Source organism: Pseudomonas glycinis (assembly GCF_054871425.1).
In genome coordinates this window covers 277,549-302,254 of the sequence record NZ_JBTYHF010000009.1, presented here as the reverse complement: position 1 = coordinate 302,254, position 24,706 = coordinate 277,549, and the positions used below count along the sequence as shown (strand labels likewise).

Annotated in this window: 37 protein-coding genes; 30 read left to right on the top strand and 7 right to left on the bottom strand. The window is 57.2% G+C overall.

Going from position 1 to position 24,706, the window contains the following annotated elements:
* The first annotated feature begins 7 nt into the window (after positions 1-7).
* From rplD to bfr, 28 genes are all read left to right on the top strand, one after another.
* Positions 8-610, top strand: coding sequence for a 50S ribosomal protein L4 (gene rplD / locus ACYSTU_RS22150; protein WP_003228735.1), 603 nt, complete (start codon positions 8-10; stop codon positions 608-610).
* Positions 607-906, top strand: a complete 300-nt coding sequence (rplW, locus tag ACYSTU_RS22145) for a 50S ribosomal protein L23 (protein WP_002555488.1) — start codon at positions 607-609, stop codon at positions 904-906. Before rplD ends, rplW begins: the two co-directional genes overlap by 4 nt.
* Positions 907-920: 14 nt before the next feature.
* Positions 921-1,745 (top strand): 50S ribosomal protein L2, encoded by an 825-nt coding sequence (gene rplB / locus ACYSTU_RS22140; RefSeq protein WP_016772943.1) that lies wholly within the window; start codon positions 921-923, stop codon positions 1,743-1,745.
* Between the two features lie 16 nt (positions 1,746-1,761).
* A complete protein-coding gene (gene rpsS, locus ACYSTU_RS22135; protein ID WP_011336172.1) occupies positions 1,762-2,037 on the top strand; it encodes a 30S ribosomal protein S19 in 276 nt (91 codons plus the stop codon).
* An 11-nt stretch (positions 2,038-2,048) separates the two neighbouring features.
* On the top strand, positions 2,049-2,381 hold the full coding sequence (rplV, locus tag ACYSTU_RS22130) for a 50S ribosomal protein L22 (RefSeq protein ID WP_003103908.1): 333 nt from the start codon (positions 2,049-2,051) through the stop codon (positions 2,379-2,381).
* A 13-nt stretch (positions 2,382-2,394) separates the two neighbouring features.
* A complete protein-coding gene (gene rpsC, locus ACYSTU_RS22125) occupies positions 2,395-3,081 on the top strand; it encodes a 30S ribosomal protein S3 (RefSeq protein ID WP_003176422.1) in 687 nt (228 codons plus the stop codon).
* A gap of 12 nt (positions 3,082-3,093) precedes the next feature.
* Positions 3,094-3,507, top strand: coding sequence for a 50S ribosomal protein L16 (gene rplP / locus ACYSTU_RS22120; protein WP_003228729.1), 414 nt, complete (start codon positions 3,094-3,096; stop codon positions 3,505-3,507).
* Positions 3,507-3,698 carry a 50S ribosomal protein L29 gene (gene rpmC, locus ACYSTU_RS22115; protein WP_002555481.1) on the top strand — a complete coding sequence of 64 codons (192 nt, stop codon included), beginning with the start codon at positions 3,507-3,509 and terminating at the stop codon, positions 3,696-3,698. The genes rplP and rpmC overlap by 1 nt, the downstream gene beginning before the upstream one ends.
* A gap of 2 nt (positions 3,699-3,700) precedes the next feature.
* A complete protein-coding gene (gene rpsQ / locus ACYSTU_RS22110) occupies positions 3,701-3,967 on the top strand; it encodes a 30S ribosomal protein S17 (protein WP_003194644.1) in 267 nt (88 codons plus the stop codon).
* 23 nt (positions 3,968-3,990) lie between these two features.
* The gene (gene rplN / locus ACYSTU_RS22105; protein WP_002555479.1) at positions 3,991-4,359 is read left to right on the top strand and encodes a 50S ribosomal protein L14; all 369 of its coding nucleotides are present in this window, start codon (positions 3,991-3,993) and stop codon (positions 4,357-4,359) included.
* An 11-nt stretch (positions 4,360-4,370) separates the two neighbouring features.
* Positions 4,371-4,685, top strand: coding sequence for a 50S ribosomal protein L24 (rplX, locus tag ACYSTU_RS22100; protein ID WP_003186046.1), 315 nt, complete (start codon positions 4,371-4,373; stop codon positions 4,683-4,685).
* Between the two features lie 20 nt (positions 4,686-4,705).
* Positions 4,706-5,245, top strand: coding sequence for a 50S ribosomal protein L5 (gene rplE, locus ACYSTU_RS22095; protein WP_003210069.1), 540 nt, complete (start codon positions 4,706-4,708; stop codon positions 5,243-5,245).
* A 13-nt stretch (positions 5,246-5,258) separates the two neighbouring features.
* Positions 5,259-5,564, top strand: a complete 306-nt coding sequence (gene rpsN, locus ACYSTU_RS22090; RefSeq protein WP_003186042.1) for a 30S ribosomal protein S14 — start codon at positions 5,259-5,261, stop codon at positions 5,562-5,564.
* 208 nt (positions 5,565-5,772) lie between these two features.
* On the top strand, positions 5,773-6,165 hold the full coding sequence (rpsH, locus tag ACYSTU_RS22085; RefSeq protein WP_016772944.1) for a 30S ribosomal protein S8: 393 nt from the start codon (positions 5,773-5,775) through the stop codon (positions 6,163-6,165).
* Between the two features lie 12 nt (positions 6,166-6,177).
* Positions 6,178-6,711, top strand: coding sequence for a 50S ribosomal protein L6 (gene rplF, locus ACYSTU_RS22080; RefSeq protein WP_003228722.1), 534 nt, complete (start codon positions 6,178-6,180; stop codon positions 6,709-6,711).
* Between the two features lie 10 nt (positions 6,712-6,721).
* Positions 6,722-7,072: a 50S ribosomal protein L18 gene (rplR, locus tag ACYSTU_RS22075; RefSeq protein ID WP_003186037.1), complete on the top strand. Its 351-nt coding sequence runs from the start codon at positions 6,722-6,724 to the stop codon at positions 7,070-7,072.
* 3 nt (positions 7,073-7,075) lie between these two features.
* Entirely contained in the window at positions 7,076-7,576 is a 501-nt protein-coding gene (gene rpsE / locus ACYSTU_RS22070) for a 30S ribosomal protein S5 (protein WP_007955637.1), read from the top strand.
* Between the two features lie 2 nt (positions 7,577-7,578).
* Positions 7,579-7,755 carry a 50S ribosomal protein L30 gene (gene rpmD, locus ACYSTU_RS22065; protein ID WP_003176408.1) on the top strand — a complete coding sequence of 59 codons (177 nt, stop codon included), beginning with the start codon at positions 7,579-7,581 and terminating at the stop codon, positions 7,753-7,755.
* Between the two features lie 3 nt (positions 7,756-7,758).
* Entirely contained in the window at positions 7,759-8,196 is a 438-nt protein-coding gene (gene rplO / locus ACYSTU_RS22060) for a 50S ribosomal protein L15 (protein ID WP_003228720.1), read from the top strand.
* Positions 8,197-9,525 (top strand): preprotein translocase subunit SecY, encoded by a 1,329-nt coding sequence (secY, locus tag ACYSTU_RS22055; RefSeq protein WP_016772945.1) that lies wholly within the window; start codon positions 8,197-8,199, stop codon positions 9,523-9,525. It begins immediately after the preceding gene.
* A 27-nt stretch (positions 9,526-9,552) separates the two neighbouring features.
* On the top strand, positions 9,553-9,669 hold the full coding sequence (gene rpmJ, locus ACYSTU_RS22050; protein ID WP_002555468.1) for a 50S ribosomal protein L36: 117 nt from the start codon (positions 9,553-9,555) through the stop codon (positions 9,667-9,669).
* Positions 9,670-9,799: 130 nt separating this feature from the next.
* A complete protein-coding gene (rpsM, locus tag ACYSTU_RS22045; RefSeq protein WP_003186020.1) occupies positions 9,800-10,156 on the top strand; it encodes a 30S ribosomal protein S13 in 357 nt (118 codons plus the stop codon).
* A gap of 30 nt (positions 10,157-10,186) precedes the next feature.
* Positions 10,187-10,576: a 30S ribosomal protein S11 gene (gene rpsK / locus ACYSTU_RS22040; RefSeq protein ID WP_002555466.1), complete on the top strand. Its 390-nt coding sequence runs from the start codon at positions 10,187-10,189 to the stop codon at positions 10,574-10,576.
* Positions 10,577-10,594: 18 nt separating this feature from the next.
* Positions 10,595-11,215 carry a 30S ribosomal protein S4 gene (gene rpsD, locus ACYSTU_RS22035; RefSeq protein WP_003176404.1) on the top strand — a complete coding sequence of 207 codons (621 nt, stop codon included), beginning with the start codon at positions 10,595-10,597 and terminating at the stop codon, positions 11,213-11,215.
* Positions 11,216-11,237: 22 nt separating this feature from the next.
* Positions 11,238-12,239, top strand: a complete 1,002-nt coding sequence (locus tag ACYSTU_RS22030; protein WP_016772946.1) for a DNA-directed RNA polymerase subunit alpha — start codon at positions 11,238-11,240, stop codon at positions 12,237-12,239.
* 42 nt (positions 12,240-12,281) lie between these two features.
* Positions 12,282-12,668 (top strand): 50S ribosomal protein L17, encoded by a 387-nt coding sequence (gene rplQ, locus ACYSTU_RS22025; protein ID WP_003176402.1) that lies wholly within the window; start codon positions 12,282-12,284, stop codon positions 12,666-12,668.
* Positions 12,669-12,907: 239 nt separating this feature from the next.
* Positions 12,908-14,344 (top strand): catalase, encoded by a 1,437-nt coding sequence (locus ACYSTU_RS22020; protein ID WP_024014520.1) that lies wholly within the window; start codon positions 12,908-12,910, stop codon positions 14,342-14,344.
* Positions 14,345-14,511: 167 nt separating this feature from the next.
* Positions 14,512-14,979, top strand: a complete 468-nt coding sequence (gene bfr, locus ACYSTU_RS22015; RefSeq protein ID WP_016772947.1) for a bacterioferritin — start codon at positions 14,512-14,514, stop codon at positions 14,977-14,979.
* A 64-nt stretch (positions 14,980-15,043) separates the two neighbouring features.
* Here the strand turns inward: bfr and uvrA are convergent, their stop codons facing one another.
* Positions 15,044-17,878, bottom strand: coding sequence for an excinuclease ABC subunit UvrA (uvrA, locus tag ACYSTU_RS22010; RefSeq protein ID WP_016772948.1), 2,835 nt, complete (start codon positions 17,876-17,878; stop codon positions 15,044-15,046).
* Between the two features lie 191 nt (positions 17,879-18,069).
* On the opposite strand from uvrA, the gene ACYSTU_RS22005 reads away from it, so the two are divergent.
* Together ACYSTU_RS22005 and ACYSTU_RS22000 are read left to right on the top strand one after the other, a co-directional pair.
* Positions 18,070-19,467 carry an MFS transporter gene (locus tag ACYSTU_RS22005; protein WP_122747494.1) on the top strand — a complete coding sequence of 466 codons (1,398 nt, stop codon included), beginning with the start codon at positions 18,070-18,072 and terminating at the stop codon, positions 19,465-19,467.
* A gap of 9 nt (positions 19,468-19,476) precedes the next feature.
* Positions 19,477-19,995: a single-stranded DNA-binding protein gene (locus tag ACYSTU_RS22000; protein ID WP_003228709.1), complete on the top strand. Its 519-nt coding sequence runs from the start codon at positions 19,477-19,479 to the stop codon at positions 19,993-19,995.
* Positions 19,996-20,189: 194 nt separating this feature from the next.
* Here ACYSTU_RS22000 and ACYSTU_RS21995 read toward each other — a convergent pair whose 3' ends face one another.
* The 6 genes from ACYSTU_RS21995 to ACYSTU_RS21970 all read right to left on the bottom strand — a co-directional run bounded on the left by ACYSTU_RS21995 (position 20,190) and on the right by ACYSTU_RS21970 (position 24,668).
* On the bottom strand, positions 20,190-21,347 hold the full coding sequence (locus ACYSTU_RS21995) for a glutathionylspermidine synthase family protein (RefSeq protein WP_499001594.1): 1,158 nt from the start codon (positions 21,345-21,347) through the stop codon (positions 20,190-20,192).
* A gap of 1 nt (position 21,348) precedes the next feature.
* Positions 21,349-22,050, bottom strand: a complete 702-nt coding sequence (locus tag ACYSTU_RS21990) for a DUF1190 domain-containing protein (RefSeq protein WP_499001592.1) — start codon at positions 22,048-22,050, stop codon at positions 21,349-21,351.
* Positions 22,051-22,068: 18 nt separating this feature from the next.
* Positions 22,069-22,494, bottom strand: a complete 426-nt coding sequence (locus ACYSTU_RS21985) for a DUF350 domain-containing protein (RefSeq protein WP_016772952.1) — start codon at positions 22,492-22,494, stop codon at positions 22,069-22,071.
* A gap of 15 nt (positions 22,495-22,509) precedes the next feature.
* Complete coding sequence (locus ACYSTU_RS21980) at positions 22,510-23,160, bottom strand: DUF2491 family protein (protein ID WP_024014515.1); 651 nt, start codon at positions 23,158-23,160, stop codon at positions 22,510-22,512.
* 210 nt (positions 23,161-23,370) lie between these two features.
* Positions 23,371-24,069 (bottom strand): PspA/IM30 family protein, encoded by a 699-nt coding sequence (locus ACYSTU_RS21975; RefSeq protein ID WP_016772954.1) that lies wholly within the window; start codon positions 24,067-24,069, stop codon positions 23,371-23,373.
* A gap of 17 nt (positions 24,070-24,086) precedes the next feature.
* The gene (locus tag ACYSTU_RS21970; protein WP_499001629.1) at positions 24,087-24,668 is read right to left on the bottom strand and encodes a YjfI family protein; all 582 of its coding nucleotides are present in this window, start codon (positions 24,666-24,668) and stop codon (positions 24,087-24,089) included.
* Positions 24,669-24,706 lie beyond the last annotated feature (38 nt).

The window sequence follows — 24,706 nt, the reverse complement described above, 5'->3', positions numbered from 1 at the left end:
AGCTGACATGCAATTAAATGTAAATGACGCTCAAGCGATCGAAGTTTCCGAACTGACATTTGGCGGCGAATTCAACGAGACGCTGGTTCACCAAGCAGTCGTGGCCTACATGGCCGGCGGCCGTCAAGGTAGCAAGCAGCAGAAGACCCGTTCCGACGTTCGTGGTGGCGGCAAGCGCCCATGGCGTCAGAAAGGTACTGGCCGTGCTCGTGCCGGTACTATCCGTAGCCCAATCTGGCGTGGCGGCGGTACCACTTTCGCAGCTCGTCCACAGGATCACTCCCAGAAGCTGAACAAGAAGATGTATCGCGCAGCAATGCGTTCCATCCTTGCTGAGCTGGTGCGTACTGATCGTCTGGTCGTGGTTCAGGATTTCGCTGTTGAAACTCCGAAAACCAAAGATCTGCTGGGCAAACTGAACAACATGAGCCTGACCGACGTTCTGATCGTGTCGGACGCTGTTGATCAGAACCTGTACCTGGCTGCTCGCAACCTGCCGCACGTAGATGTACGTGATGTGCAAGGTTCCGATCCAGTTAGTCTGATCGCATACGACAAGGTGTTGATCACCGTGTCGGCCGTGAAGAAATTCGAGGAGCTGCTGGGATGAACCAGGAACGCGTATTTAAAGTTCTGCTTGGCCCGCACGTTTCCGAGAAGGCTACGGTTCTGGCAGACAAGAAAGGCCAGTTCGTTTTCAAGGTTGCTACTGATGCAACCAAGCTGGAAATCAAGAAGGCCGTCGAAAGCCTGTTCAGCGTGAAAGTAGAGCGCGTCACTACCCTGAACGTTCTGGGTAAGAGCAAGCGCACTGCTCGCGGTCTGGGCAAGCGTAATGACTGGAAGAAGGCAGTTATCTCCCTTCAGCCAGGCCAAGATCTCGATTTCAGCAGCAGTGCTGAGTAAGGAAGGGGTGCATCATGGCAATCGTTAAATGCAAACCGACTTCCCCTGGCCGCCGTTTTGTGGTCAAGGTGGTCAACCAGGAGCTGCATAAAGGCGCTCCTCACGCACCGCTGCTCGAGAAAAAATCGAAGTCTGGTGGTCGTAACAACAATGGCCGTATTACCACTCGTCACATCGGTGGTGGTCATAAGCAGCATTACCGTATGGTCGATTTCCGTCGCAACGACAAAGATGGCATCGTCGCCACTGTCGAGCGTATCGAATACGATCCAAACCGTACTGCTCACATCGCACTGCTCTGCTACGCAGACGGCGAGCGCCGCTACATCATCGCCCCTAAAGGCGTGAGTGCTGGCGACCAGCTGATCGCAGGCGCTCTGGCTCCAATCAAGCCAGGCAACGCTCTGCAACTGCGCAACATTCCAGTCGGTTCTACCGTACACGGCATCGAATTGAAGCCAGGTAAAGGTGCACAGATCGCTCGTTCCGCTGGTGCTTCGGCTCAGCTGATCGCTCGTGAAGGTGTCTACGTGACCCTGCGTCTGCGTTCCGGTGAAATGCGTAAAGTCCTGGCTGAATGCCGTGCGACCCTGGGTGAAGTCTCGAACTCCGAGCACAGCCTGCGTTCGCTGGGTAAAGCTGGTGCCAAACGCTGGCGTGGCGTTCGCCCAACCGTTCGTGGTGTTGCCATGAACCCGGTTGACCACCCACATGGTGGTGGTGAAGGTCGTACCTCTGGTGGTCGTCATCCGGTATCGCCATGGGGCTTCCCGACTAAGGGCGCGAAGACTCGTGGTAATAAGCGTACCGACAAAATGATCGTCCGTCGTCGCAAGTAAATAGAGGGATACGACAGTGCCACGTTCTCTGAAAAAAGGTCCTTTTATTGATCTTCACCTACTGAAGAAGATCGAAGTGGCGGCGGAAAAGAACGATCGCAAACCAATTAAAACCTGGTCGCGTCGTTCGATGATCCTGCCACAAATGGTCGGTCTGACCATCGCAGTACACAACGGTCGTCAGCACGTCCCAGTTCTCGTTAACGAAGACATGGTCGGCCACAAACTGGGCGAGTTCGCCGGTACCCGCAACTATCGCGGGCACGTGGCTGACAAGAAAGCCAAGCGTTAAGGGGTAAGGAAATGGAAGTAGCCGCTAAGTTGTCGGGCGCTCGAATCTCCGCCCAGAAAGCCCGCTTGGTCGCCGACCAGATCCGCGGGAAGAAGGTGGGCGAAGCGCTCAACCTGTTGGCTTTCAGCAGTAAGAAAGCCGCCGAGATCATGAAGAAAGTGCTGGAGTCGGCCGTAGCCAACGCCGAGCATAACGAAGGCGCAGACGTTGATGACCTGAAGGTCAGCACCGTTTTCGTCAACGAAGGGCGTTCGCTGAAGCGCATCATGCCACGTGCCAAAGGCCGTGCTGATCGCATCGTCAAGCGGTCTTGCCATATCACTGTCAAGGTTGCTGACAAGTAACGGAGTCGAAGAGATGGGTCAGAAAGTACATCCCATTGGCATTCGCCTGGGAATCGTCAAGGAGCACACCTCCGTCTGGTACGCAGACGGTCGGACTTATGCGGACTACTTGTTCGCAGATCTGAAAGTGCGTGAGTATCTCCAAGACAAACTAAAAAGCGCGTCCGTAAGCCGTATCGATATCCATCGTCCGGCCCAAACTGCACGCATCACCATCCACACCGCTCGTCCAGGTATCGTTATCGGGAAGAAAGGTGAAGATGTTGAGAAACTGCGTCAGGACCTGACCAAGCAAATGGGTGTGCCTGTGCACATCAATATCGAAGAGATCCGCAAGCCGGAGCTCGACGGTATGCTGGTTGCGCAGAGCGTAGCTCAGCAGCTGGAGCGTCGTGTAATGTTCCGTCGCGCTATGAAGCGCGCTGTACAGAACGCCATGCGCATTGGTGCCAAAGGCATCAAAATCCAAGTGAGCGGTCGTCTCGGCGGTGCTGAAATCGCACGTACTGAATGGTATCGCGAAGGTCGTGTGCCACTGCACACCCTGCGTGCCGACATCGACTATGCCAACTACGAAGCTCACACCACTTACGGTGTGATCGGTGTAAAGGTTTGGATCTTCAAAGGCGAAGTTATTGGTGGTCGCCAAGAAGAACTGAAACCACAAGCACCAGCGCCTCGTAAAAAAGCTGCTAAGTAAGGGGTACGCCAAATGTTGCAACCAAAGCGTACGAAGTTCCGCAAGCAGATGACCGGCCACAACCGTGGTCTGGCACTGCGCGGTAGCAAAGTCAGCTTCGGCGAGTTCGCGCTGAAGTCTGTTGCTCGTGGTCGTCTCACCGCTCGTCAGATCGAGTCAGCGCGTCGTGCTCTGACCCGTCACGTAAAACGTGGCGGCAAGATCTGGATCCGTGTATTCCCGGACAAGCCGATCTCCAAGAAACCTCTCGAGGTTCGTATGGGTAAAGGTAAGGGTAACGTGGAGTACTGGGTTGCCCAGATTCAGCCAGGCAAAGTCCTGTATGAAATCGAGGGTGTTTCTGAAGAGCTGGCGCGTGAGGCTTTCGCCCTGGCTGCTGCAAAGCTGCCGCTCGCCACCTCCTTTGTTAAACGGACGGTGATGTGATGAAAGCGAATGAACTTCGTGAAAAATCCGCACAGCAGCTGAACGAGCAACTGCTCGGCTTGCTGCGCGACCAGTTCAATCTGCGCATGCAGAAAGCAACTGGCCAGTTGGGGCAGTCTCATCTGCTCTCGCAAGTTAAGCGTGACATCGCTCGCGTGAAGACTGTGCTCAACCAGCAGGCAGGTAAGTGATCATGGCTGAAGCCGAAAAAACTGTCCGTACGCTGACTGGCCGTGTTGTCAGCGACAAGATGGACAAAACCATCACCGTTCTGATCGAGCGTCGCGTAAAGCACCCGATCTACGGTAAATACGTTAAGCGTTCGACTAAGCTGCACGCGCACGACGAAACCAATCAGTGCCACATCGGCGACAAAGTCACTATTCGTGAAACTCGTCCGATGGCCAAGACCAAGTCTTGGGCGCTGGTTGATGTTCTCGAACGCGCTGTGGAAGTCTAAGGGCTAGGGGTCGGAGAAATTATATGATTCAGACTCAATCCATGCTCGATGTGGCCGATAACAGCGGCGCTCGCCGTGTTATGTGCATCAAGGTGCTGGGTGGCTCCCATCGTCGTTACGCTGGTATCGGTGACATCATCAAAGTTACCGTGAAGGAAGCAATTCCTCGCGGTAAGGTGAAAAAAGGCCAAGTGATGACTGCTGTTGTAGTCCGCACTCGTCACGGCGTACGTCGTGCTGATGGCTCCATTATCCGCTTTGATGGCAACGCTGCTGTTCTTCTGAACAACAAGCAAGAGCCGATCGGCACCCGTATCTTTGGGCCAGTGACCCGTGAACTTCGTACTGAGAAGTTCATGAAGATCGTCTCGCTCGCCCCAGAAGTGCTGTAAGGAGATCCGACATGCAAAAGATTCGTCGTGACGACGAGATCATCGTGATCGCCGGCAAAGACAAAGGTAAGCGCGGTAAGGTGCTGAAGGTTCTTGCTGACAACCGTCTGGTTGTTGGTGGTCTGAACCTGGTCAAGCGTCATACCAAGCCTAACCCGATGTCGGGCGTACAGGGCGGTATCGTCGAGAAAGAAGCGCCACTGCACGCTTCCAACGTCGCCATCTTCAACGGCGAAACCAACAAGGCTGACCGCGTTGGTTTCAAAGTAGAAGACGGTAAGAAAATTCGTGTCTTCAAGTCGACCCAAAAAGCGGTTGATGCTTGAACACTGCTAGGTAGAAGACCATGGCACGACTAAAAGAGATTTACCGGAAGGAAATCGCTCCGAAACTTAAGGAAGAACTTAAGCTTTCGAACGTGATGGAAGTTCCGCGCGTTACCAAAATCACCCTGAACATGGGTCTGGGCGAAGCGATCGGCGACAAAAAAGTCATCGAGCACGCTGTTGCTGACCTGGAAAAGATCACCGGCCAGAAAGTCGTTGTGACCTACGCTCGTAAATCCATCGCTGGCTTCAAAGTCCGCGAAGGATGGCCGATCGGCGTCAAAGTGACCCTGCGCCGTGAGCGTATGTACGAGTTCCTGGATCGTCTGCTGTCGATCTCCCTGCCTCGGGTTCGCGACTTCCGCGGCCTGAATGCCAAGTCCTTCGATGGTCGTGGCAACTACAGCATGGGCGTGAAAGAGCAGATCATCTTCCCGGAAATCGACTACGACAAGATCGATGCTCTCCGCGGTCTGGACATTACCCTGACCACCACTGCCAAGAACGATGATGAAGGCCGCGCTCTGCTGCGTGCTTTCAAATTCCCGTTCCGCAACTGATTGGAGTAGGAAAATGGCCAAGAAGAGCATGAAGAACCGTGAGCTGAAGCGTCAGCTCACCGTTGCCAAGTACGCCACCAAGCGTGCAGCGCTGAAAGCTATCATCGTCGATCTGAACGCAAGTCCAGAAGCGCGTTGGGAAGCTACCGTAGCTCTGCAGAAGCAACCACGTGACGCTAGCGCTTCGCGCATGCGTAACCGTTGCCGCCTGACTGGTCGTCCGCACGGCGTGTACCGCAAGTTCGGCCTCGGCCGTAACATGCTGCGTCAAGCTGCAATGCGTGGTGACGTACCAGGTCTGGTTAAAGCCAGCTGGTAACAGTTGTCAAAGTCTCGATGTTCGGGTTCGCAAGAACCTGACCATCGGTGGCCTTGAATCTGAATCAAGCCCCTTTTGGGGCTTGATTCATTTCTGGGGTGTGTCTAGAATGACCGGCTCGCCTGAGCCCGTGTTTTTCTGCCCGGAAGTTCTCGGCGACAAGTAGTAGCCGCAAGGCTAATTTTTTTGTATTAGGAGCGTCTAGCCCATGAGTATGCAGGACCCGTTAGCGGACATGCTAACTCGAATCCGTAATGCCCAGATGGCTGAAAAGTCTGTCGTAAGCATGCCGTCTTCCACGTTGAAGGCTGCTGTAGCAAAAGTCCTGAAGGACGAAGGTTACATCGCGGATTTTCAGATCACCACCGACGCCAAGCCGTCGCTGTCCATCTCGCTGAAGTACTTCGAAGGCCGTCCGGTTATCGAAGAAGTGAAGCGCGTTAGTCGTCCAGGCCTGCGTCAGTACAAGTCCGTTGAAGATCTGCCGAAAGTTCGTGGCGGTCTTGGCGTGTCTATCGTCTCCACCAACAAAGGTGTGATGACGGATCGTGCTGCGCGCGCTGCCGGTGTCGGCGGCGAAGTTCTTTGCACTGTGTTCTAAGGGGGGATAAGCATGTCTCGCGTCGCTAAGAACCCCGTTAAGCTGCCAGCCGGTGTCGAAGTCAAATTCGCAGGCCAACAGCTTTCGGTGAAGGGTGCCAAGGGTACTCTTGAACTGAACATCCATTCGTCCGTTGAGATCGTTGAAGAAGCTGGTGAGCTGCGTTTCGCTGCTCGCAATGGCGATCAACAAACTCGCGCAATGGCCGGTACCACGCGTGCGTTGGTAAACAACATGGTCCAGGGCGTAAGCCAAGGCTTCGAGCGCAAGCTCCAGCTGGTCGGTGTTGGTTACAAGGCGCAAGCAAAAGGTCAGGTTCTGAACCTGGCTCTTGGCTTCTCGCACCCAGTGGATTACGAACTGCCGGAAGGCATCACCGCTGAGACTCCTAGCCAGACCGATATCCTGATCAAGGGCATCGACAAGCAGCTGGTAGGTCAAGTGGCCGCCGAGATCCGCGACTTCCGTCCACCAGAGCCGTACAAAGGCAAAGGTGTGCGCTACGCGGACGAAGTCGTCCGTCGTAAAGAAGCCAAGAAGAAGTAGGGCATAGCAAATGACCGACAAAAAAGTTACTCGACTGCGTCGCGCTCGCAAAGCACGCCTGAAAATGCACGAACTCGAAGTCGTGCGTCTCTGCGTGTTCCGCTCGTCGCAGCACATCTACGCCCAGGTCATCTCGGCCGACGGCAACAAAGTCCTGGCAAGTGCCTCGACTTTGGATAAAGAACTGCGTGATGGTGCCACTGGCAACATCGACGCGGCCACAAAGGTTGGCCAGCTGGTCGCTACGCGTGCTAAGGCCGCTGGCGTATCGCAAGTGGCTTTCGACCGCTCTGGCTTCAAGTACCACGGCCGCGTTAAAGCGCTGGCTGATGCTGCTCGTGAAGCTGGGCTGGAGTTCTAAGTTATGTCAAATAACGACCAAAAGCGCGACGAAGGCTACATCGAGAAGCTGGTTCAAGTTAACCGCGTAGCCAAAACCGTTAAAGGCGGCCGTATCTTCACTTTCACCGCGTTGACCGTGGTTGGTGATGGTAAAGGGCGTGTTGGCTTCGGCCGTGGCAAGTCGCGTGAAGTGCCTGCTGCGATCCAGAAGGCAATGGAAGCTGCTCGCCGCAACATGATTCAAGTTGACCTGAACGGCACCACTCTGCAGTACGCAATGAAGTCCGCTCACGGCGCTTCGAAGGTGTACATGCAGCCTGCTTCTGAAGGTACCGGTATCATCGCTGGCGGCGCTATGCGTGCTGTCCTCGAAGTTGCTGGCGTTCAGAACGTTCTGGCCAAGTGCTACGGCTCGACTAACCCGGTAAACGTGGTTCACGCCACTTTCAAGGGTCTGAAGGCTATGCAGTCTCCTGAGTCCATCGCTGCCAAGCGTGGCCTGCGTGTTGAGGAGATCAAGTAATCATGGCTACCGTTAAAGTTACGCTGATCAAAAGCATGACCGGCCGCATCCCTAACCACAAACTGTGCGTTAAGGGTCTGGGTCTGCGTCGCATCGGTCACACTGTAGAAGTTCAGGATACTCCCGAGAATCGCGGGATGATCAACAAGGCTTACTACATGCTGCGTGTCGAGGGTTAATCGATGAAACTCAATGATCTGAGTCCAGCGCCGGGTTCCCGTCGCGAAAAGCATCGTCCGGGCCGTGGTATCGGTAGTGGTTTGGGCAAGACTGGTGGCCGTGGTCACAAAGGTCAGACCTCCCGCTCCGGTGGCACCATCGCTCCAGGCTTTGAAGGCGGTCAACAGCCGCTGCATCGTCGCCTGCCTAAGTTCGGTTTCGTTTCCCTGAAAGCCATGGATCGCGCAGAAGTGCGTTTGTCCGAGCTGGCCAAAGTGGAAGGCGACATCGTTACTGTGCAGTCCCTGAAAGATGCCAACGTGATCAACGTCAACGTACAGCGTGTGAAAATCATGCTGTCCGGTGAAGTGACTCGCGCTGTCACTATCGGCAAGGGAATCGGCGCCACCAAAGGTGCGCGTGCGGCTATCGAAGCAGCTGGCGGCAAGTTCGAGGAATAAATGGCTAAGCAAGGTGCTCTCTCTGCGCTCGGCAAAGGCGGTATGTCTGAACTCTGGGCTCGTCTGCGTTTTCTGTTCCTGGCGATTATCGTCTACCGAATAGGCGCACACATCCCGGTTCCAGGTATCAACCCGGACCGACTCGCAGACCTGTTTCGACAGAATGAGGGGACCATTCTTAGCTTGTTCAACATGTTCTCCGGCGGCGCGCTGGAACGGATGAGCATCTTTGCACTGGGGATCATGCCGTACATTTCGGCATCGATCATCATGCAACTGATGACCGCCGTCAGCCCGCAGCTGGAGCAGTTGAAGAAGGAAGGTGAAGCTGGCCGTCGCAAGATTAGCCAGTACACCCGCTACCTCACCGTCGCTCTCGCTCTGGTCCAGGCTATTGGCATGTCCATTGGTCTGGCGGGGCAGGGCGTCGCGTTCACTGGTGACTTTGGCTTCCATTTCGTCGCGGTAACCACATTTGTGGCTGGTGCGATGTTCATGATGTGGCTGGGTGAGCAGATTACTGAGCGTGGTGTTGGCAACGGTATCTCGATGTTGATTTTTTCGGGTATCGTCGCCGGTCTTCCGAGAGCAATCGGGCAGTCTTTCGAGTCTGCGCGTCAGGGTGATATCAACATCTTCGCCCTGGTTGCCATCGGTTTGCTGGCAGTAGCGATTATCGGTTTCGTGGTGTTCATTGAGCGTGGCCAGCGTCGTATCGCTGTTCACTACGCCAAGCGTCAGCAGGGCCGCAAGGTTTTTGCTGCGCAGACAAGCCACTTGCCGCTGAAGGTGAACATGGCCGGTGTTATTCCGGCTATTTTCGCGAGCAGCATCTTGCTGTTTCCGGCTTCGTTGGGTGCCTGGTTCGGTCAGTCTGAAGGTATGGGCTGGTTGCAGGACATCTCGCAGTCGATCGCTCCTGGTCAGCCGTTGAATATTCTGCTGTTTAGTGCAGGGATTATTTTCTTCTGCTTCTTCTATACGGCGTTGATGTTCAATCCGAAAGACGTAGCGGAAAACCTGAAGAAGTCCGGTGCCTTTATTCCGGGCATCCGTCCAGGTGAGCAGTCTGCGCGCTATATTGATGGCGTTCTGACCCGCTTGACCCTGTTCGGTGCTCTTTACATGACGGCCGTGTGCCTGTTGCCCCAATTCCTGGTGGTTGCAGCAAACGTTCCGTTCTACCTTGGCGGGACCTCGTTGCTGATCGTGGTCGTGGTTGTGATGGACTTCATGTCCCAAGTACAATCGCACCTCGTTTCGCACCAGTACGAATCCCTGATGAAGAAAGCCAACCTGAAGGGTTACGGCAGCGGCATGTTGCGCTGAGTACCCATAAGGTTCGAGGAGTTGGTGATGAAAGTTCGTGCATCGGTGAAAAAGCTGTGCCGTAACTGCAAGATTATTCGCCGCGAAGGTGTTGTTCGAGTAATTTGCAGCGCGGAACCGCGTCACAAACAGCGCCAAGGCTGAGTGTGATTGTGCTTCAAGCCCGGTAGCTAGTGCGCTACCGGGTTGATTATTTGTTATTACAGCGATATTATCTCGCGCCCTATTTCTTGGCTTCCGGGGCGTAGGTAGCTGTCAATTGGAGTCCCACTGAATGGCCCGTATTGCAGGCGTTAACATTCCAGATAACAAGCATACTGTTATCTCGCTGACCTACATCTATGGTGTTGGTCGCACTACTGCGCAGAAGATCTGTGCAGTGACTGGGGTAAACCCAGCAGCAAAGATCAAAGATCTGAGCGACGAGCAAATTGAACAGCTGCGTGGCGAAGTGGCGAAGTTCACCACTGAAGGTGATCTGCGTCGCGAAATCAACATGAAAATCAAGCGCTTGATGGACCTCGGTTGCTATCGCGGTCTGCGTCATCGTCGTGGTCTGCCAGTACGCGGTCAGCGTACCAAGACCAACGCGCGTACCCGTAAAGGTCCGCGTAAGCCGATCCGCAAGTAATCGCCCCAGCGAATCGACAGGAATTTAATCATGGCAAAACCTGCTGCTCGTCCTCGTAAAAAAGTTAAAAAGACAGTGGTTGATGGCATCGCCCACATCCATGCATCTTTTAACAACACCATCGTGACCATCACCGACCGTCAAGGTAACGCTCTTTCCTGGGCTACCTCCGGTGGTTCGGGTTTCCGCGGTTCCCGCAAGTCCACCCCGTTCGCTGCTCAAGTAGCTGCTGAGCGTGCTGGTCAAGCTGCGCTGGAATACGGCCTGAAAAACCTCGACGTCAACGTCAAGGGTCCAGGTCCAGGTCGTGAATCCGCAGTCCGCGCTTTGAACGGCTGTGGCTACAAGATCGCCAGCATCACCGACGTGACGCCAATCCCGCACAACGGGTGCCGTCCGCCGAAGAAGCGCCGCGTGTAATCCAGGAGATTGTAAAGAATGGCTCGTTACATTGGTCCAAAATGCAAACTCGCTCGTCGCGAAGGCACCGATCTCTTCCTGAAGAGCGGCGTGCGCGCGATCGAATCGAAGTGCAACATTGAAGCAGCACCTGGTATCCACGGCCAACGCCGCGGTCGCCAGTCCGACTACGGCACCCAACTGCGTGAAAAGCAGAAGGTCCGTCGTATCTACGGCGTTCTCGAGCGTCAGTTCAGCGGCTACTACAAAGAAGCTGCTGGCAAGAAAGGTGCAACCGGTGAAAACCTGCTGCAACTGCTCGAATGCCGTCTGGACAACGTTGTATACCGTATGGGCTTTGGTTCGACTCGTGCCGAATCCCGCCAGCTGGTATCGCACAAGTCGATCAGCGTAAACGGTCAGACCGTAAACGTTCCGTCGTATCAGGTTCGTGCTGGTGACGTGGTTGCAGTTCGCGAGAAAGCAAAAAACCAACTTCGCATTGTCCAAGCTCTCGATCTGTGTGCCCAACGTGGCCGCGTAGAATGGGTAGAAGTAGACACTGAGAAGAAGTCGGGCGTTTTCAAGAACGTTCCTGCTCGCAGTGATCTGTCCGCCGACATCAACGAAAGCCTGATTGTCGAGCTCTACTCCAAGTAAGGGCTAGAAAATAGGTGCATCCATGCAGATTTCGGTAAATGAGTTCCTGACACCCCGCCACATTGATGTGCAGGTTGTCAGTCCAACCCGCGCCAAGATCACTCTCGAGCCTCTCGAGCGTGGTTTTGGCCACACCCTGGGCAACGCGCTGCGCCGCATCCTGTTGTCCTCAATGCCCGGCTGCGCAGTAGTCGAGGCCGAGATTGACGGTGTGCTCCACGAGTACAGCGCCATCGAAGGTGTACAGGAAGACGTAATTGAAATCCTGTTGAACCTTAAAGGTCTGGCCATCAAGCTGCACGGTCGTGACGAAGTTACGCTGACCTTGTCGAAGAAGGGTTCGGGGGTGGTTACCGCTGCCGATATTCAGCTGGATCATGATGTCGAGATCGTTAATCCCGATCACGTAATCGCTAACCTGGCGTCTAACGGCGCCCTGAACATGAAGCTCACCGTAGCTCGTGGTCGTGGTTATGAACCAGCCGACTCGCGTCAGAGCGATGAAGACGAAAGCCGCAGCATCGGTCGCTTGCAGCTTGACTCTTCGTTCAGCCCGGTTCGCCGTATCGCTTACGTGGTGGAAAACGCCCGTGTCGAACAGCGTACCAACCTGGACAAGCTGGTTATTGATCTGGAAACCAACGGTACCCTGGATCCTGAAGAGGCTATCCGTCGCGCTGCAACCATCCTGCAACAGCAGCTGGCTGCGTTCGTCGACCTCAAAGGTGAAAGTGAGCCGCTGGTTGTCGAGCAGGAAGACGAGATCGATCCGATCCTGCTTCGCCCGGTTGACGATCTGGAACTGACTGTACGTTCGGCTAACTGCCTTAAGGCGGAAAACATCTACTACATCGGCGACCTGATTCAGCGTACCGAAGTAGAGCTGTTGAAGACTCCGAACCTGGGCAAGAAATCCTTGACTGAAATCAAGGACGTTCTGGCCTCCCGCGGTCTGTCCCTCGGCATGCGCCTCGACAACTGGCCGCCTGCAAGTCTTAAGAAGGACGACAAGGCGACTGCCTGATCGTCGTAATCACCGAACGTAGTGTTTGGTAAGGAATGAACCATGCGTCATCGTAAAAGTGGTCGTCACCTGAGCCGCACCAGCTCGCACCGCAAGGCCATGTTCCAAAACATGGCGGTGTCGCTGTTCGAGCACGAGCTGATCAAAACTACTCTGCCAAAAGCCAAAGAACTGCGCCGCGTTGCCGAGCCGCTGATCACTCTGGCCAAGACAGACAGCCTGGCTAACCGCCGTCTGGCTTTCGACCGTACTCGTTCGAAAGCTATCGTTGGTAAGCTCTTCAACGACCTGGGCAAGCGTTACGCTACCCGTGAGGGTGGCTACCTGCGCATCCTCAAGTGCGGTTTCCGCGCTGGCGACAACGCGCCTATGGCGTACGTCGAGTTGGTTGATCGTGCTACTGCTGGCGAAGCTGTATCCGCCGAGTAAGACGTCAGTCTGAAACAAAGAACCGGGCCTAGTGCCCGGTTTTTTGTGCCTGTAAGAAATGCGCCGTCCGTACAAGTTTCTGACGTGGTTGAACTGCCACTATGTGCCGGGAAAACATAATTAGTAATTATCTATCGATGCCTGCAAGTTAATGAATTTGTAGCTGTAACGTCGATGATCAATACTTCCCGCCAAGCCCATTAGCCGGCAGTTCAAGACTGACAGAGGAAGAAGACCGCATGAGCCAGACCAAGACGCTTACAACCGCCAGTGGCGCGCCAGTCGCTGACAACCAGAATTCCCGTTCCGCCGGCCCACGCGGTCCGCTGCTTCTCGACGATTTCCATCTGATCGAAAAACTTGCGCACTTCAACCGTGAAAACATTCCAGAACGCCGTGTCCACGCTAAGGGCTCGGGCGCTTACGGTACGTTCACCGTCACCCGTGACATCACCGAATACACCAGTGCAAAGTTGTTCGAATCGGTAGGCAAACAAACGCCAACCTTTCTGCGCTTTTCCACCGTAGGTGGCGAGCGTGGTTCGGCCGACACTGAGCGCGATCCGCGCGGCTTCGCCTTGAAGTTCTACACCGAGGAAGGCAATTGGGACATCGTCGGCAACAACACGCCAGTGTTCTTCATCCGCGATCCTCTGAAATTTCCTGACTTTATCCACACGCAAAAGCGTCTGCCGCAAAGCAACCTGAAAAGCGCGCAGATGATGTGGGATTTCTGGTCGCATTCGCCTGAGGCGCTGCACCAGGTCACCATCCTGTTTTCTGATCGTGGCATCCCTGACGGCTACCGTCACATGCACGGCTTCGGTAGCCACACCTACAGCCTGATCAACGCCAAAGGTGAGCGTCACTGGGTGAAGTGGCACTACAAGACCCAGCAGGGCATCAAGAACCTGGCGCCAGCCGAGGCCGCCCGTTTGGCCGGTACCGACCCGGACTATGCGCAGCGTGACCTGTTCGAGGCCATCGAGCGCGGTGAATTCCCGAAATGGCGCGTGTGCATTCAGATCATGACCGAAGCGCAAGCGGCGGCTCATTACGAGAATCCATTCGACGTGACCAAGACTTGGTCGCAGAAGGAGTTTCCGTTGATCGAAGTTGGTGAGCTGGAGTTGAATCGCAACCCGTTGAACTACTTCGCTGAAGTTGAACAGGCGGCGTTTGGCCCGAGCAACATGGTGCCAGGCGTCGGTCTGTCGCCAGACCGCATGCTGCAAGGCCGTGTATTCGCATACGCTGACGCGCACCGCTACCGTGTGGGCACCAATCACCAGCAATTGCCGGTGAACGCTCCGCGCAGTCCGGTGAATACTTATCAGCGTGACGGCTCCATGGCGTTCGGCAGCAATGGCGGCGCGGCGCCGAACTATGAACCGAACAGCTACGTTGAGTCACCGAAGCAAGCGCCGCATTACGCGGAGCCAGCGCTGGCCTTGAGCGGTGCCGCTGATCGTTATGATCACCGCGAAGACACCGACTACTACAGCCATGCCGGTGCCTTGTTCCGCTTGATGAGCGACGAGCAGAAAGCATTGCTGGTCAGCAACATTGCCGGCGCAATGGCGGGCGTTTCCAGCGACGTCGTCGATCGTCAGTTGCAGCATTTCTACAAAGCCGATCCTGCGTATGGAGAAGCAATCGCAAAGCTGCTCAACTGACAGCTTAACGTAGTCTAAACGAGAAGCAGAACCGCCCTCATTTGGGCGGTTTTTGCGTTATTTGGCCCGCTTTTCTCAGAATATCTTCGCTTTTATTGCGCGCGGTGAGTGACCTTCCGGTCAGGTTGGTTCAAACTACAGACTTTCAGGAAGGGAGATGTAGGGCGATGCAAGGCCACCCAGATGTAATCGATTACCTCAATACGTTGCTGACCGGCGAACTGGCCGCGCGTGACCAATATTTCGTTCATTCGCGGATGTATGAGGACTGGGGGTTCACCAAGCTCTACGAGCGCATCAACCACGAGATGGAAGAAGAAGCCGGCCACGCCGATGCGTTGATGCGGCGGATTCTGATGCTCGAAGGCACGCCGCGCATGCGTCCGGATGATCTGGATGTCGGCACCACGGTGCCTACGATGCTCGAAGCTGATCTGCGCCTCGAATACAAAGTCCGCGCTGCGCTGTGCAAAGGCATCGAACTTTGCGAGCAACACAAGGACTATGTCAGCCGCGAAATTCTGCGGGTTCAGCTCAACGACACCGAAGAAGATCACACCTACTGGCTGGAAAAGCAGCTGGGCCTGATCAAGCTGATCGGTCTCGAGAACTACCTGCAATCCCACGCGTCCTGATTGCACGGCTACAAAAAAGCCCCTGTCACTTCAACGGTGACAGGGGCTTTTTCATGCCTGGCAGTTAAGCCCGATCGCGGATCAGCAGCGGCTTGAGGTAATGGCCGGTGTGAGATTGCTTCATCTCGGCAACTTCCTCCGGCGTACCGGTGGCAATGATCTGCCCGCCCTTGGAACCGCCTTCAGGACCGAGGTCCACCAACCAGTCAGCGGTCTTGATCACATCGAGGTTATGCTCGATCACCACCACGGTGTTGCCGTGATCGCGCAGACGATGCAGAACATCGAGTAACTGCTGGATATCGGCGAAGTGCAGGCCGGTGGTTGGCTCATCGAGGATATACAGGGTTTTGCCCGTATCGCGTTTGGACAGCTCGCGCGACAACTTGACCCGCTGTGCTTCACCGCCGGACAGGGTCGTCGCCGACTGCCCGAGCTTGATGTAGGACAGGCCGACATCCATCAGCGTTTGCAGCTTGCGCGCCAGTGCCGGCACCGCATCGAAGAACTCCCGTGCTTCCTCGATGGTCATTTCGAGGGTTTCATGGATGCTCTTGCCCTTGTATTTGATCTCAAGGGTTTCGCGGTTGTAGCGCTTGCTCTTGCACACATCGCAGGGCACGTAGATGTCCGGCAGGAAGTGCATTTCCACCTTGATCAGGCCATCGCCCTGGCACGCTTCGCAGCGACCGCCCTTGACGTTGAACGAGAAACGCCCCGGGCCGTAACCACGGGAGCGTGACTCGGGCACGCCGGCAAACAGTTCGCGGATCGGCGTGAACAGCCCGGTGTAGGTCGCCGGGTTGGAGCGCGGCGTACGGCCGATGGGGCTCTGGTCGATGTCGACGACTTTGTCGAGATGTTCCAGGCCTTTGATGCTGTCATGCGCAGCCGCTTCCAGCGTGGTCGCGCCATTCAGTGCAGTGGCGCTGAGCGGGAACAGCGTGTTGTTGATCAGGGTCGATTTGCCCGAACCGGATACGCCAGTCACGCAAGTCAGCAGGCCGATCGGGATGTCCAGATCGACGTTGCGCAGGTTGTTGCCACGCGCACCTTTGAGCGACAGGTTGAGCTTCTTGTTGCGCGGCGTGCGTTTGGCCGGCACTTCGATCTTCACCCGGCCGGACAGGTATTTGCCGGTCAGCGAATCCGGGTGCGCCATGACTTCGTCCGGCGTGCCTTCGGCAACGATCCGCCCGCCGTGCACACCGGCGCCCGGGCCGATATCGACGACATAGTCAGCCAGACGAATCGCGTCTTCATCGTGCTCGACCACAATCACCGTGTTGCCGATATCGCGCAAATGCTTGAGCGTGCCAAGCAGCCGATCGTTGTCGCGCTGATGCAGACCAATGGATGGTTCATCGAGGATATACAGAACGCCGACCAGGCCCGCGCCAATCTGGCTGGCCAGACGAATCCGTTGCGCCTCGCCACCGGACAATGTGTCGGCACTGCGATCCAGCGACAGATAGTCGAGACCGACGTTGACCAGAAATTGCAGACGCTCGCGGATTTCCTTGAGGATCTTGTCGGCGATCTCGCCGCGGCGACCGGTCATCTTCAGCGCACCGAAGTATTCGCAGGCATCGCCGATCGGCAGATTGGTCACGGCCGGCAAGGTTTTCTCGCCGACCCAGACGTGCCGTGCTTCGCGGCGCAGACGTGTGCCACGGCAATCCGGGCAGGCCTGATGGCTGAGGAATTTGGCCAGCTCTTCGCGCACGCTCGCCGATTCGGTTTCGCGATAGCGACGCTCAAGATTCGGCACGATGCCTTCGAACGGGTGCGAGCGTTTGACGATGTCGCCACGGTCGTTGAGGTATTTGAAGTCGACGTTCTGCGAGCCGCTGCCATGCAGGATGAACTTCTGCTGCTCGGCGCTCAGCTCGTTGAAGGGCTTGTCCAGGCTGAACTTGTAGTGCGAGGCGAGTGAGCCGAGCATCTGGAAGTAATAGACGTTGCGCCGGTCCCAGCCGCGTATTGCACCTTCGGCCAGGGTCAGCTCGCCATTGACCAGACGCTTGATGTCGAAGAACTGCTTCACACCCAGGCCATCGCAGGTCGGGCAGGCGCCGGCCGGGTTGTTGAAGGAAAACAGCTTGGGCTCCAGTTCGCTGATTGCGTGGCCGCAGATCGGGCAGGCGAAGCGTGCGGAGAAGATCATTTCTTCGCCAGGCTCGTCGTCCATCGGCGCCACCAGGGCAATGCCGTCGGCAAGTTTCAGCGCGGTCTCGAAAGACTCGGCCAGACGTTGCTGCAGATCGGCGCGAACCTTGAAGCGGTCGACGATCACATCGATCGAATGCTTCTTCTGTTTATCCAGCTTCGGCAGCTCGTCGAGCTCGCAAATGCGTCCGTTGACCCGGGCGCGGACGAAACCCTGCGCACGCAATTCTTCGAAGACAGACAGGTGTTCGCCTTTGCGTTCGCGGATCACCGGTGCCAGCAACATCAGTTTGCTGCCTTCCGGCTGCGCCAGCACCAGATCGACCATCTGGCTGACGGTCTGCGCCTCCAGTGGAATGTCGTGATCCGGGCAACGCGGCGTACCCACGCGGGCATAGAGCAAGCGCAGGTAGTCGTAGATTTCGGTGATGGTGCCGACCGTGGAGCGCGGGTTGTGCGAGGTCGACTTCTGTTCGATGGAGATCGCCGGCGACAGGCCTTCGATGGTGTCGACGTCGGGTTTCTCCATCATCGACAGGAACTGCCGGGCATAGGCCGACAGCGATTCGACATAGCGGCGCTGACCTTCGGCATACAGCGTGTCGAACGCCAGGGACGACTTGCCGGATCCGGACAGGCCGGTGATGACGATCAGTTTGTCCCGTGGCAGGGTCAGGTCGATGTTCTTCAGGTTGTGGGTACGGGCCCCACGTATCAGGATCTTGTCCAAAGTGGCCTCGCTTGGCGGGCGTCGAAAACGTAGGAGTATACGGGCAAATACTGGATGGATGCACACTATCAAACGAAGGGCGTTTTGCCGTTCATGAAGAGAGTTTCATCTATACGCGTCATAGCGTCGCGATATACCCCGTCTTCCGATGGGACTGGTAGAATCGCCGCCGGTTCACACGAGGTTTTTCCATGCACGATCCCCACAGCGAACGCATGAGTGGCAGCGAGACCCGCGCGGCGAGCGGTCTGGCCCTGGTGTTCGCCTTCCGTATGCTTGGCATGTTCATGGTGTTGCCGGTGCTGGCGACCTATGGCATGGATCTGGCGGGAGCGACCCCGGCCCTGATCGGGCTGGCGATTGGCGCTTACGGTCTGACCCAGGCAATCTTCCAGATTCCGTTCGGGATCATTTCCGACCGCATCGGTCGCCGGCCGGTGATCTACCTCGGCCTGATCGTCTTCGCTCTCGGCAGTGTTCTGGCTTCCCAGGCCGATTCGATCTGGGGTGTGATCGCCGGGCGGATCCTGCAAGGCGCCGGGGCGATTTCCGCAGCGGTGATGGCGCTGCTTTCCGACCTGACTCGCGAGCAGCATCGGACCAAAGCCATGGCGATGATCGGCATGACCATCGGCCTGTCGTTCGCCGTGGCCATGGTGGTCGGGCCGTTACTGACCAGTGCGTTCGGGCTGTCCGGGCTGTTCCTCGCCACTGGCGCCATGGCGCTGGTCGGCATCCTGATCATCATGTTCATGGTGCCGCAGTCCACCGGGCCGTTGCAGCACCGGGAATCCGGCGTGGCCCGGCAGGCACTGATGCCGACGCTCAAGCACCCGGACCTGCTGCGCCTGGATCTGGGCATCTTTGTGTTACATGCCATGTTGATGTCGAGCTTCGTCGCCTTGCCGCTGGCACTGGTGGAAAAAGCCGGTCTGCCCAAGGAACAGCACTGGTGGGTCTACCTCACCGCGCTGCTGATTTCGTTCTTCGCCATGATCCCGTTCATTATCTACGGCGAGAAGAAACGCAAAATGAAACGAGTTTTGCTCGGCGCCGTCATGACATTGATGCTGACTGAACTATTCTTCTGGCAGTTCGGCGACAGCCTGCGTGCTCTGGTGATCGGTACGGTGGTGTTTTTCACCGCGTTCAATCTGCTCGAGGCATCGTTGCCGTCGCTGATCAGCAAGGTTTCACCGGCAGGCGGCAAGGGCACGGCCATGGGCGTGTACTCCACCAGCCAGTTCCTCGGTTCGGCACTCGGCGGGATACTCGGCGGCTGGTTGTTCCAGCATGGCGGTCTGTCGGTTGTGTTCCTCGGATGCGCCGCGCTGGCTGCACTTTGGCTGGCCTTTGCTGTTACCATGCGCGAACCTCCCTACGTGACGAGCCTGCGCTTGCCGTTGTCGCCCGAAGCGATCCGCGAAGCGGGTCTGGTCGAGCGCCTCAAGGCCCTGGTAGGGGTAACAGATGCAGTGATAGTCGCCGAAGAGGCGGCTGTTTACATCAAACTGGACAAAGAATTAGTGGATCGCAGCACCCTCGAACGCCTGGTCAACAACCCGGCCGGGGCTGCGTGCGACGCTTAGGAGAACGTTATGGCCCGTGGGGTTAACAAAGTCATATTGGTCGGCACTTGCGGCCAGGATCCCGAAGTTCGCTACCTGCCTAACGGTAACGCCGTGACCAACCTGAGTCTGGCCACCAGCGAACAATGGACCGACAAGCAGACCGGTCAGAAGGTCGAGAAGACCGAATGGCACCGCGTATCGATGTTCGGCAAGGTGGCCGAGATCGCCGGTGAATACCTGCGCAAGGGTTCGCAGGTGTACATCGAAGGCAAGCTGCAGACCCGCGAGTGGGAAAAGGACGGTATCAAGCGTTACACCACTGAAATCGTGGTCGACATGCAAGGCACCATGCAACTGCTCGGCGGCCGTCCACAACAGGGCGATCAGCAAGGCGGCGGCAACAACTACCAGCAGCAGGCGCCACGTCAGCAGGCACCGCGCCCGCAGCAGTCGGCTCCACAGCAGCGTTCGGCTCCGGCGCCTCAGCAGGCCGCACCGCAACCAGCTCCGGATTTCGACAGCTTCGATGACGATATTCCGTTCTGATTTACCGCTGTAACCGTCTTAAATGAAAAAGGCCCGTCGCTTAAACGACGGGCCTTTTTTGTTCAGGAAATTCCTGGCTACTCGCAATTTCCTGTGGGAGCGAGCCTGCTCGCGAATGCGTCAGATCAGTCGATGCACCTGTAACTGACAGGACGCTTTCGCGAGCAGGCTCGCTCCCACAAGGTAACTTCGTCTTAATCCAGAATCAGATGCGGCAGGAAGCGACTTGAATCCTTGGTGATCAGACTATTGTCCTCGCGCACACCAATCCCTGCCGCCTCATCACCAATCACCCACGAGCCAATCAGCGTGTAGCTGTCGCCAAACTTCGGCAGCGGCGCGAACTCCTGCAGGATGAACGGCGCATCGGTGTAAGGCCCGTCCTCTTTGACGATCAGACCTTCCGCCGTTTGCAGTTCGATGTTGGCGCCTTCGCGGGAGAAGTACGGCTTGCGCACCCAGCCCTTCGGCACGGCACTCTGCGGATTCGGATCAAGGTGCGCGGCGAGCAGATTCGGATGTCCCTTGTGCATTTCCCACAGCAGCGGCAGCGCACCTTTGTTCGACAGGATCGCCTTCCACGCCGGTTCGAAAAATTGCGTATCGCACTCGGCGATTGCCGCGCCGAACGGTTCGTGGAAGATGAACTCCCAGGCGTGCAGCTTGAACAGGTGCGGGATCCAGCGATCCTGCAGATCGACGAAACGACCCTCAGCCGTCAGGCCGATGTCTTCGATATCGATGTGGCGTGATTCGATGCCGACCTTTTCCGCGATCAGCCGCAGATAGTCGGTGGTGCCTTTGTCCTCGACCGAGTCCTTCATCGAGGCAAAGTAGAACGGCCGCTTCAACTGCAATTCGGCGAAGGCCTGATGCAGCTTGGTGTCGATGCTGTTGAACTGGTCAGCATGCGGCGGCAGCGTGCCACGCTCGATGCATTGCTCCAGCCAGCCCCACTGAAACGCCGCCGCTTCATAGAGGCTGGTCGGCGTGTCGTAGTTGAGCTCCAACAGTTTCGCCGGCCCGTTGCCGCTGTAGGAAAAGTCCATGCGACCGTACAGATGCGGATGACCCTCGCGCCAGGAGGTGCGGATCATGTCGTAGTACGCCGCCGGGATGCTGAGGCGATCGAGCAACTCCTCGCTGTTGACCACGCGATCCACTAGGTCCATGCACATCTCATGCAGTTCGGTGGTCGGGTCTTCCAGATCGTTTTCGATTTGCGCGAGGCTGAACTGGTAGTAGGCGCTTTCGTCCCAGTACGGTTCGTCGTCGATGGTGTGGAACAGGAAACCGAGGCTTTCGGCGGTGTGTTTCCAGTCGGGGCGCTCGGCGCAGTGGATCTTTTTCATGTCAGCTGCTCGAGCGTCCGGAACTGCTGCCCCAGCCACCCCAACCGCTGCGGGCGCTGGACTGGCTGCCGAAGCCGCCGCGCGAAGTCGACGACGCAACATTCACCGGCTTGCTCTTGCTGCTCTCGTAATCCGACTGGCTGCGCGAGGTCGTGTCAGCTCGGCGGTACTGCGTTGAGGTGTTGTACGGCTGGCGCGTTTCGCGATCACGGTAAACGGTGCGTTCGGCGTTGTTGCTCATTGCGTTGCCGATCAGCCAGCCGGTCAGCCAGCCATTGCCGCCGCCACCTGAGCCACCGGAATAGTGCGAGCCGCCGTGGCTTGCGCTGCTGCTAGTGGTGGAGTCGCCCGCCGGCATTTGCGAATTGGCGATGGCATCGAGATCCTGCGGCGTCTCGGCATTGCCCGGCACTTTGAAGCCGCCGAGTTTCGGCACGAAACGGCCATCGGAATTTTTCTGACACCAGCCAGCGGCAAAGTCTGCGTCGCACTTGGCCTTGTCGGTGTAGGGCGGGGCGATGCGCCGGTGTTCGTTCAGGGCGGCGACGTAGGCGCTGGAGCAGAGATCGGCGGCCACTTCGGCGTCGACACACTGTTCAACGCTTTGGAAGTTGCGCGGCTGATCCATCGCCGCTGCTTCACCGGAAATCGCCATCGCCACCGACGCGGCGAGGGACAATTGCACGTATTTGCTGCGTTTCATCGAGAGGCTTCCTGCCGGTCAGTGGGACGGGGTCATGCACGCGGCATTGAGCATGCCGACGCTGATCGCCACGGCGGCGACATAGATGCCGGCGGCGACTTCGCCGTTGGCGATGCGCTGGGAAGTGCCCTTGAGCACCAGCCCGGTAGCGACAAACGCCAGCAATTGCACGACGGCGGCGATGACCGCCCAGAGGACGAAGTCGAGCACGTTGACCGAGTAGGCGATCACGTTGCTCGCCGGAATCGCGAAACCGATGATCGCCCCGGACAGGGCAATGGCGGCGGCAGTGTTGCCGGCACGGATCAGTTCGAATTCCTTGTGCGCGGTAATGCGCGTGTAGACGAATTGAAACAGCATGAACAGCAACACGGCGCCGATCAGGTAGACGACAAAACCGACCAGCGCGGTTTTGTTCAGGGAAACGGCCAAGACTTCCAGCATGAAAAACTTCCTTTTTTAAATGGCGCTCAAATCAGTCGTGTACAGCGAGATGCCCAGCGAGGTGCTCAGGCTGACGGTGCCTTCTTCGTCCTGTTCGACGGAGAACAGCAGCAGTTCGCGGCGATCGGTCAGGCCGGTGTCGCGGGCATACAGCATGGCGTGGTGCTTGATGGTGTAGGACTCGTCCGGGTTGACCACGTGTTCGGTCATTGGCACCAGTTCGGTCTGATGCAGTTCGGTGCCCCATTCGCGGGTGTATTCAACACCGTCGTGGTGGTAGGTCGGCAGACCGATCAGGCTGTTCGGGCCGGCCAGACGCTGCAGTTCGGCGTCACTGTTGACCGTTACGTAGCTGAGGTAATTGAACAGGGTGACCGACTCGACCTGATCGTCGCCGGTGACGTGGATCTGCACCCAGAAATCCTCGTCATTCATGTAATAACGGTGCAGTTTGTTGGACTGACCGAGATCGACCCAACCGGCGCTCCACACCGCTTGATCGAATGGCACCCGCACCGAAGTCGAGCCTTCCAGCAGCAATGCCAGGGTCGTGTCGAAGCGCACGCCTTTGCCTTGTGCCATGCCCAGCGGGCCGCTGGCGCCAGTGCTCGTTGGCGCAGCGGTCTGCCAATTGCTGGTGCCGAGCAAGTCTTTAAACCATCCCATGGGTACGTTCCTTGAAGCGGGTGGAGGTGTTCGGGGGTGAAAAAGTGGCGGTAGTGTACCGGGCGAAGCGGTGAACGAGCAGAGGCAATTACGCCGTGAAACCATGTGGGAGCGAGCCTGCTCGCGAATGGGTTGTGTCAGTCACTCGATTATTTGACTGTCACGACGCTTTCGCGAGCAGGCTCGCTCCCACAAGTTACCGTTCAGTCATTACTGCGCGGACTTCTGCTTCAGCCGCTCAAGGATCGCATTGGCGCTGCCTTCGTTCGGCGTGATGCCGGCGTCGCGCAGTTTGCGTTCCAGATCGTTGCCGGTGGAGGCGTCGGCCAGTTCGTCTGCGGCGTTCAGTTCGGCAGCGCGTTGCTGCTGCTTGGCTTGCAGGCGGTTCAGGGTGCCGACCGCAGTTTCCAGTTTGCCGTTGGCGCCGCCGCTGGCAATCGAGGCGCTGACCTGGGCTTTCTGCACGCTATCGCGGGCCTTGGCCATGTCCACTTGCTGGCGCAGGCTCTTGATCCGCGATTCGGCTTTGCTGATGTCTTTGCGCATGTTGTCGGCGTAGGCGCCGAATTCATCGCTGAGTTTCTTCTCGGCAGCGAGGTCGTTGGTCAGGGTCGAAATCGCTTCGGCCACTTCCAGCGCCAGGTCTTCGCGGCCGGCGTTCAACGCGGCCACAGCCTTGGCTTCGAGGTCCTTGATCTTGGCGTCGTATTCGCTGACGCGGTCGGCGGCCAGTTTGTGCTTGGCCATGATCGTCACCAGTTCGCGGCGGGCATTGGACAGCGCGGTGTCGGCGTCGCGGATTTCCTGATCGAGGATGCGCAGGGCCTGCTGGTCGGCGATGGCTTCGCCGACTTCATTGGCGCCGCCGCGCAGTGCGGTGAACAACTTGCTCCAGATGGACTGAGTCATTGGATATTCCCTGTTGATTACTTGAAGAAGTGTTCGAAGGCTTCGCTGGCGCGCTGCACGTTGTCGACCAGGGTTTTCACCTCGGTGACCACGTTGGTCAGGCTCGAATCAGCACTGAGGGCGCCGAACATGTTGTAGACGGTCTGCCCGTTCGGCATCGACTCGATCCCGATCGACGACAGCGGGAACATCTCGCGGCTGCGCAGCACGGCATCGTTGAACGCCTGGAAGTTGCTGATCGAATCGATGTCCACCAGCACGGTGTCGACGATGATCTGCTGACCGGCCAGGGCGATGTGAATCGGCAGGCCGCCGAATTCGTTCATTTCCAGCTTGATGCTCGGCTCGGAGCTCTGGATCAGGGACAGCGAAATCTCTTGGGAAGCCACCTCTTCCAGCGCCTTGAGGGCATTGAAGAGGCTGTCGATGGTCCAGTTGTTGCCTGCGCTCATGTATTTCTCCGACATGAAAGAGCCAGCCAGAATCGGTTGGCGTAGCTGTTGCTCCATTTGCTTGAGCAAGCTTCGGTTTTCCGGAAGCACCCAAGTTTCGTGTTTCACATAACCGGCGGCGGCCAGGCCTGCGCGCATCTGCTTCATGTAGAAGCTCGATGGTTTTTTCGCCGACGTCTTGCCAC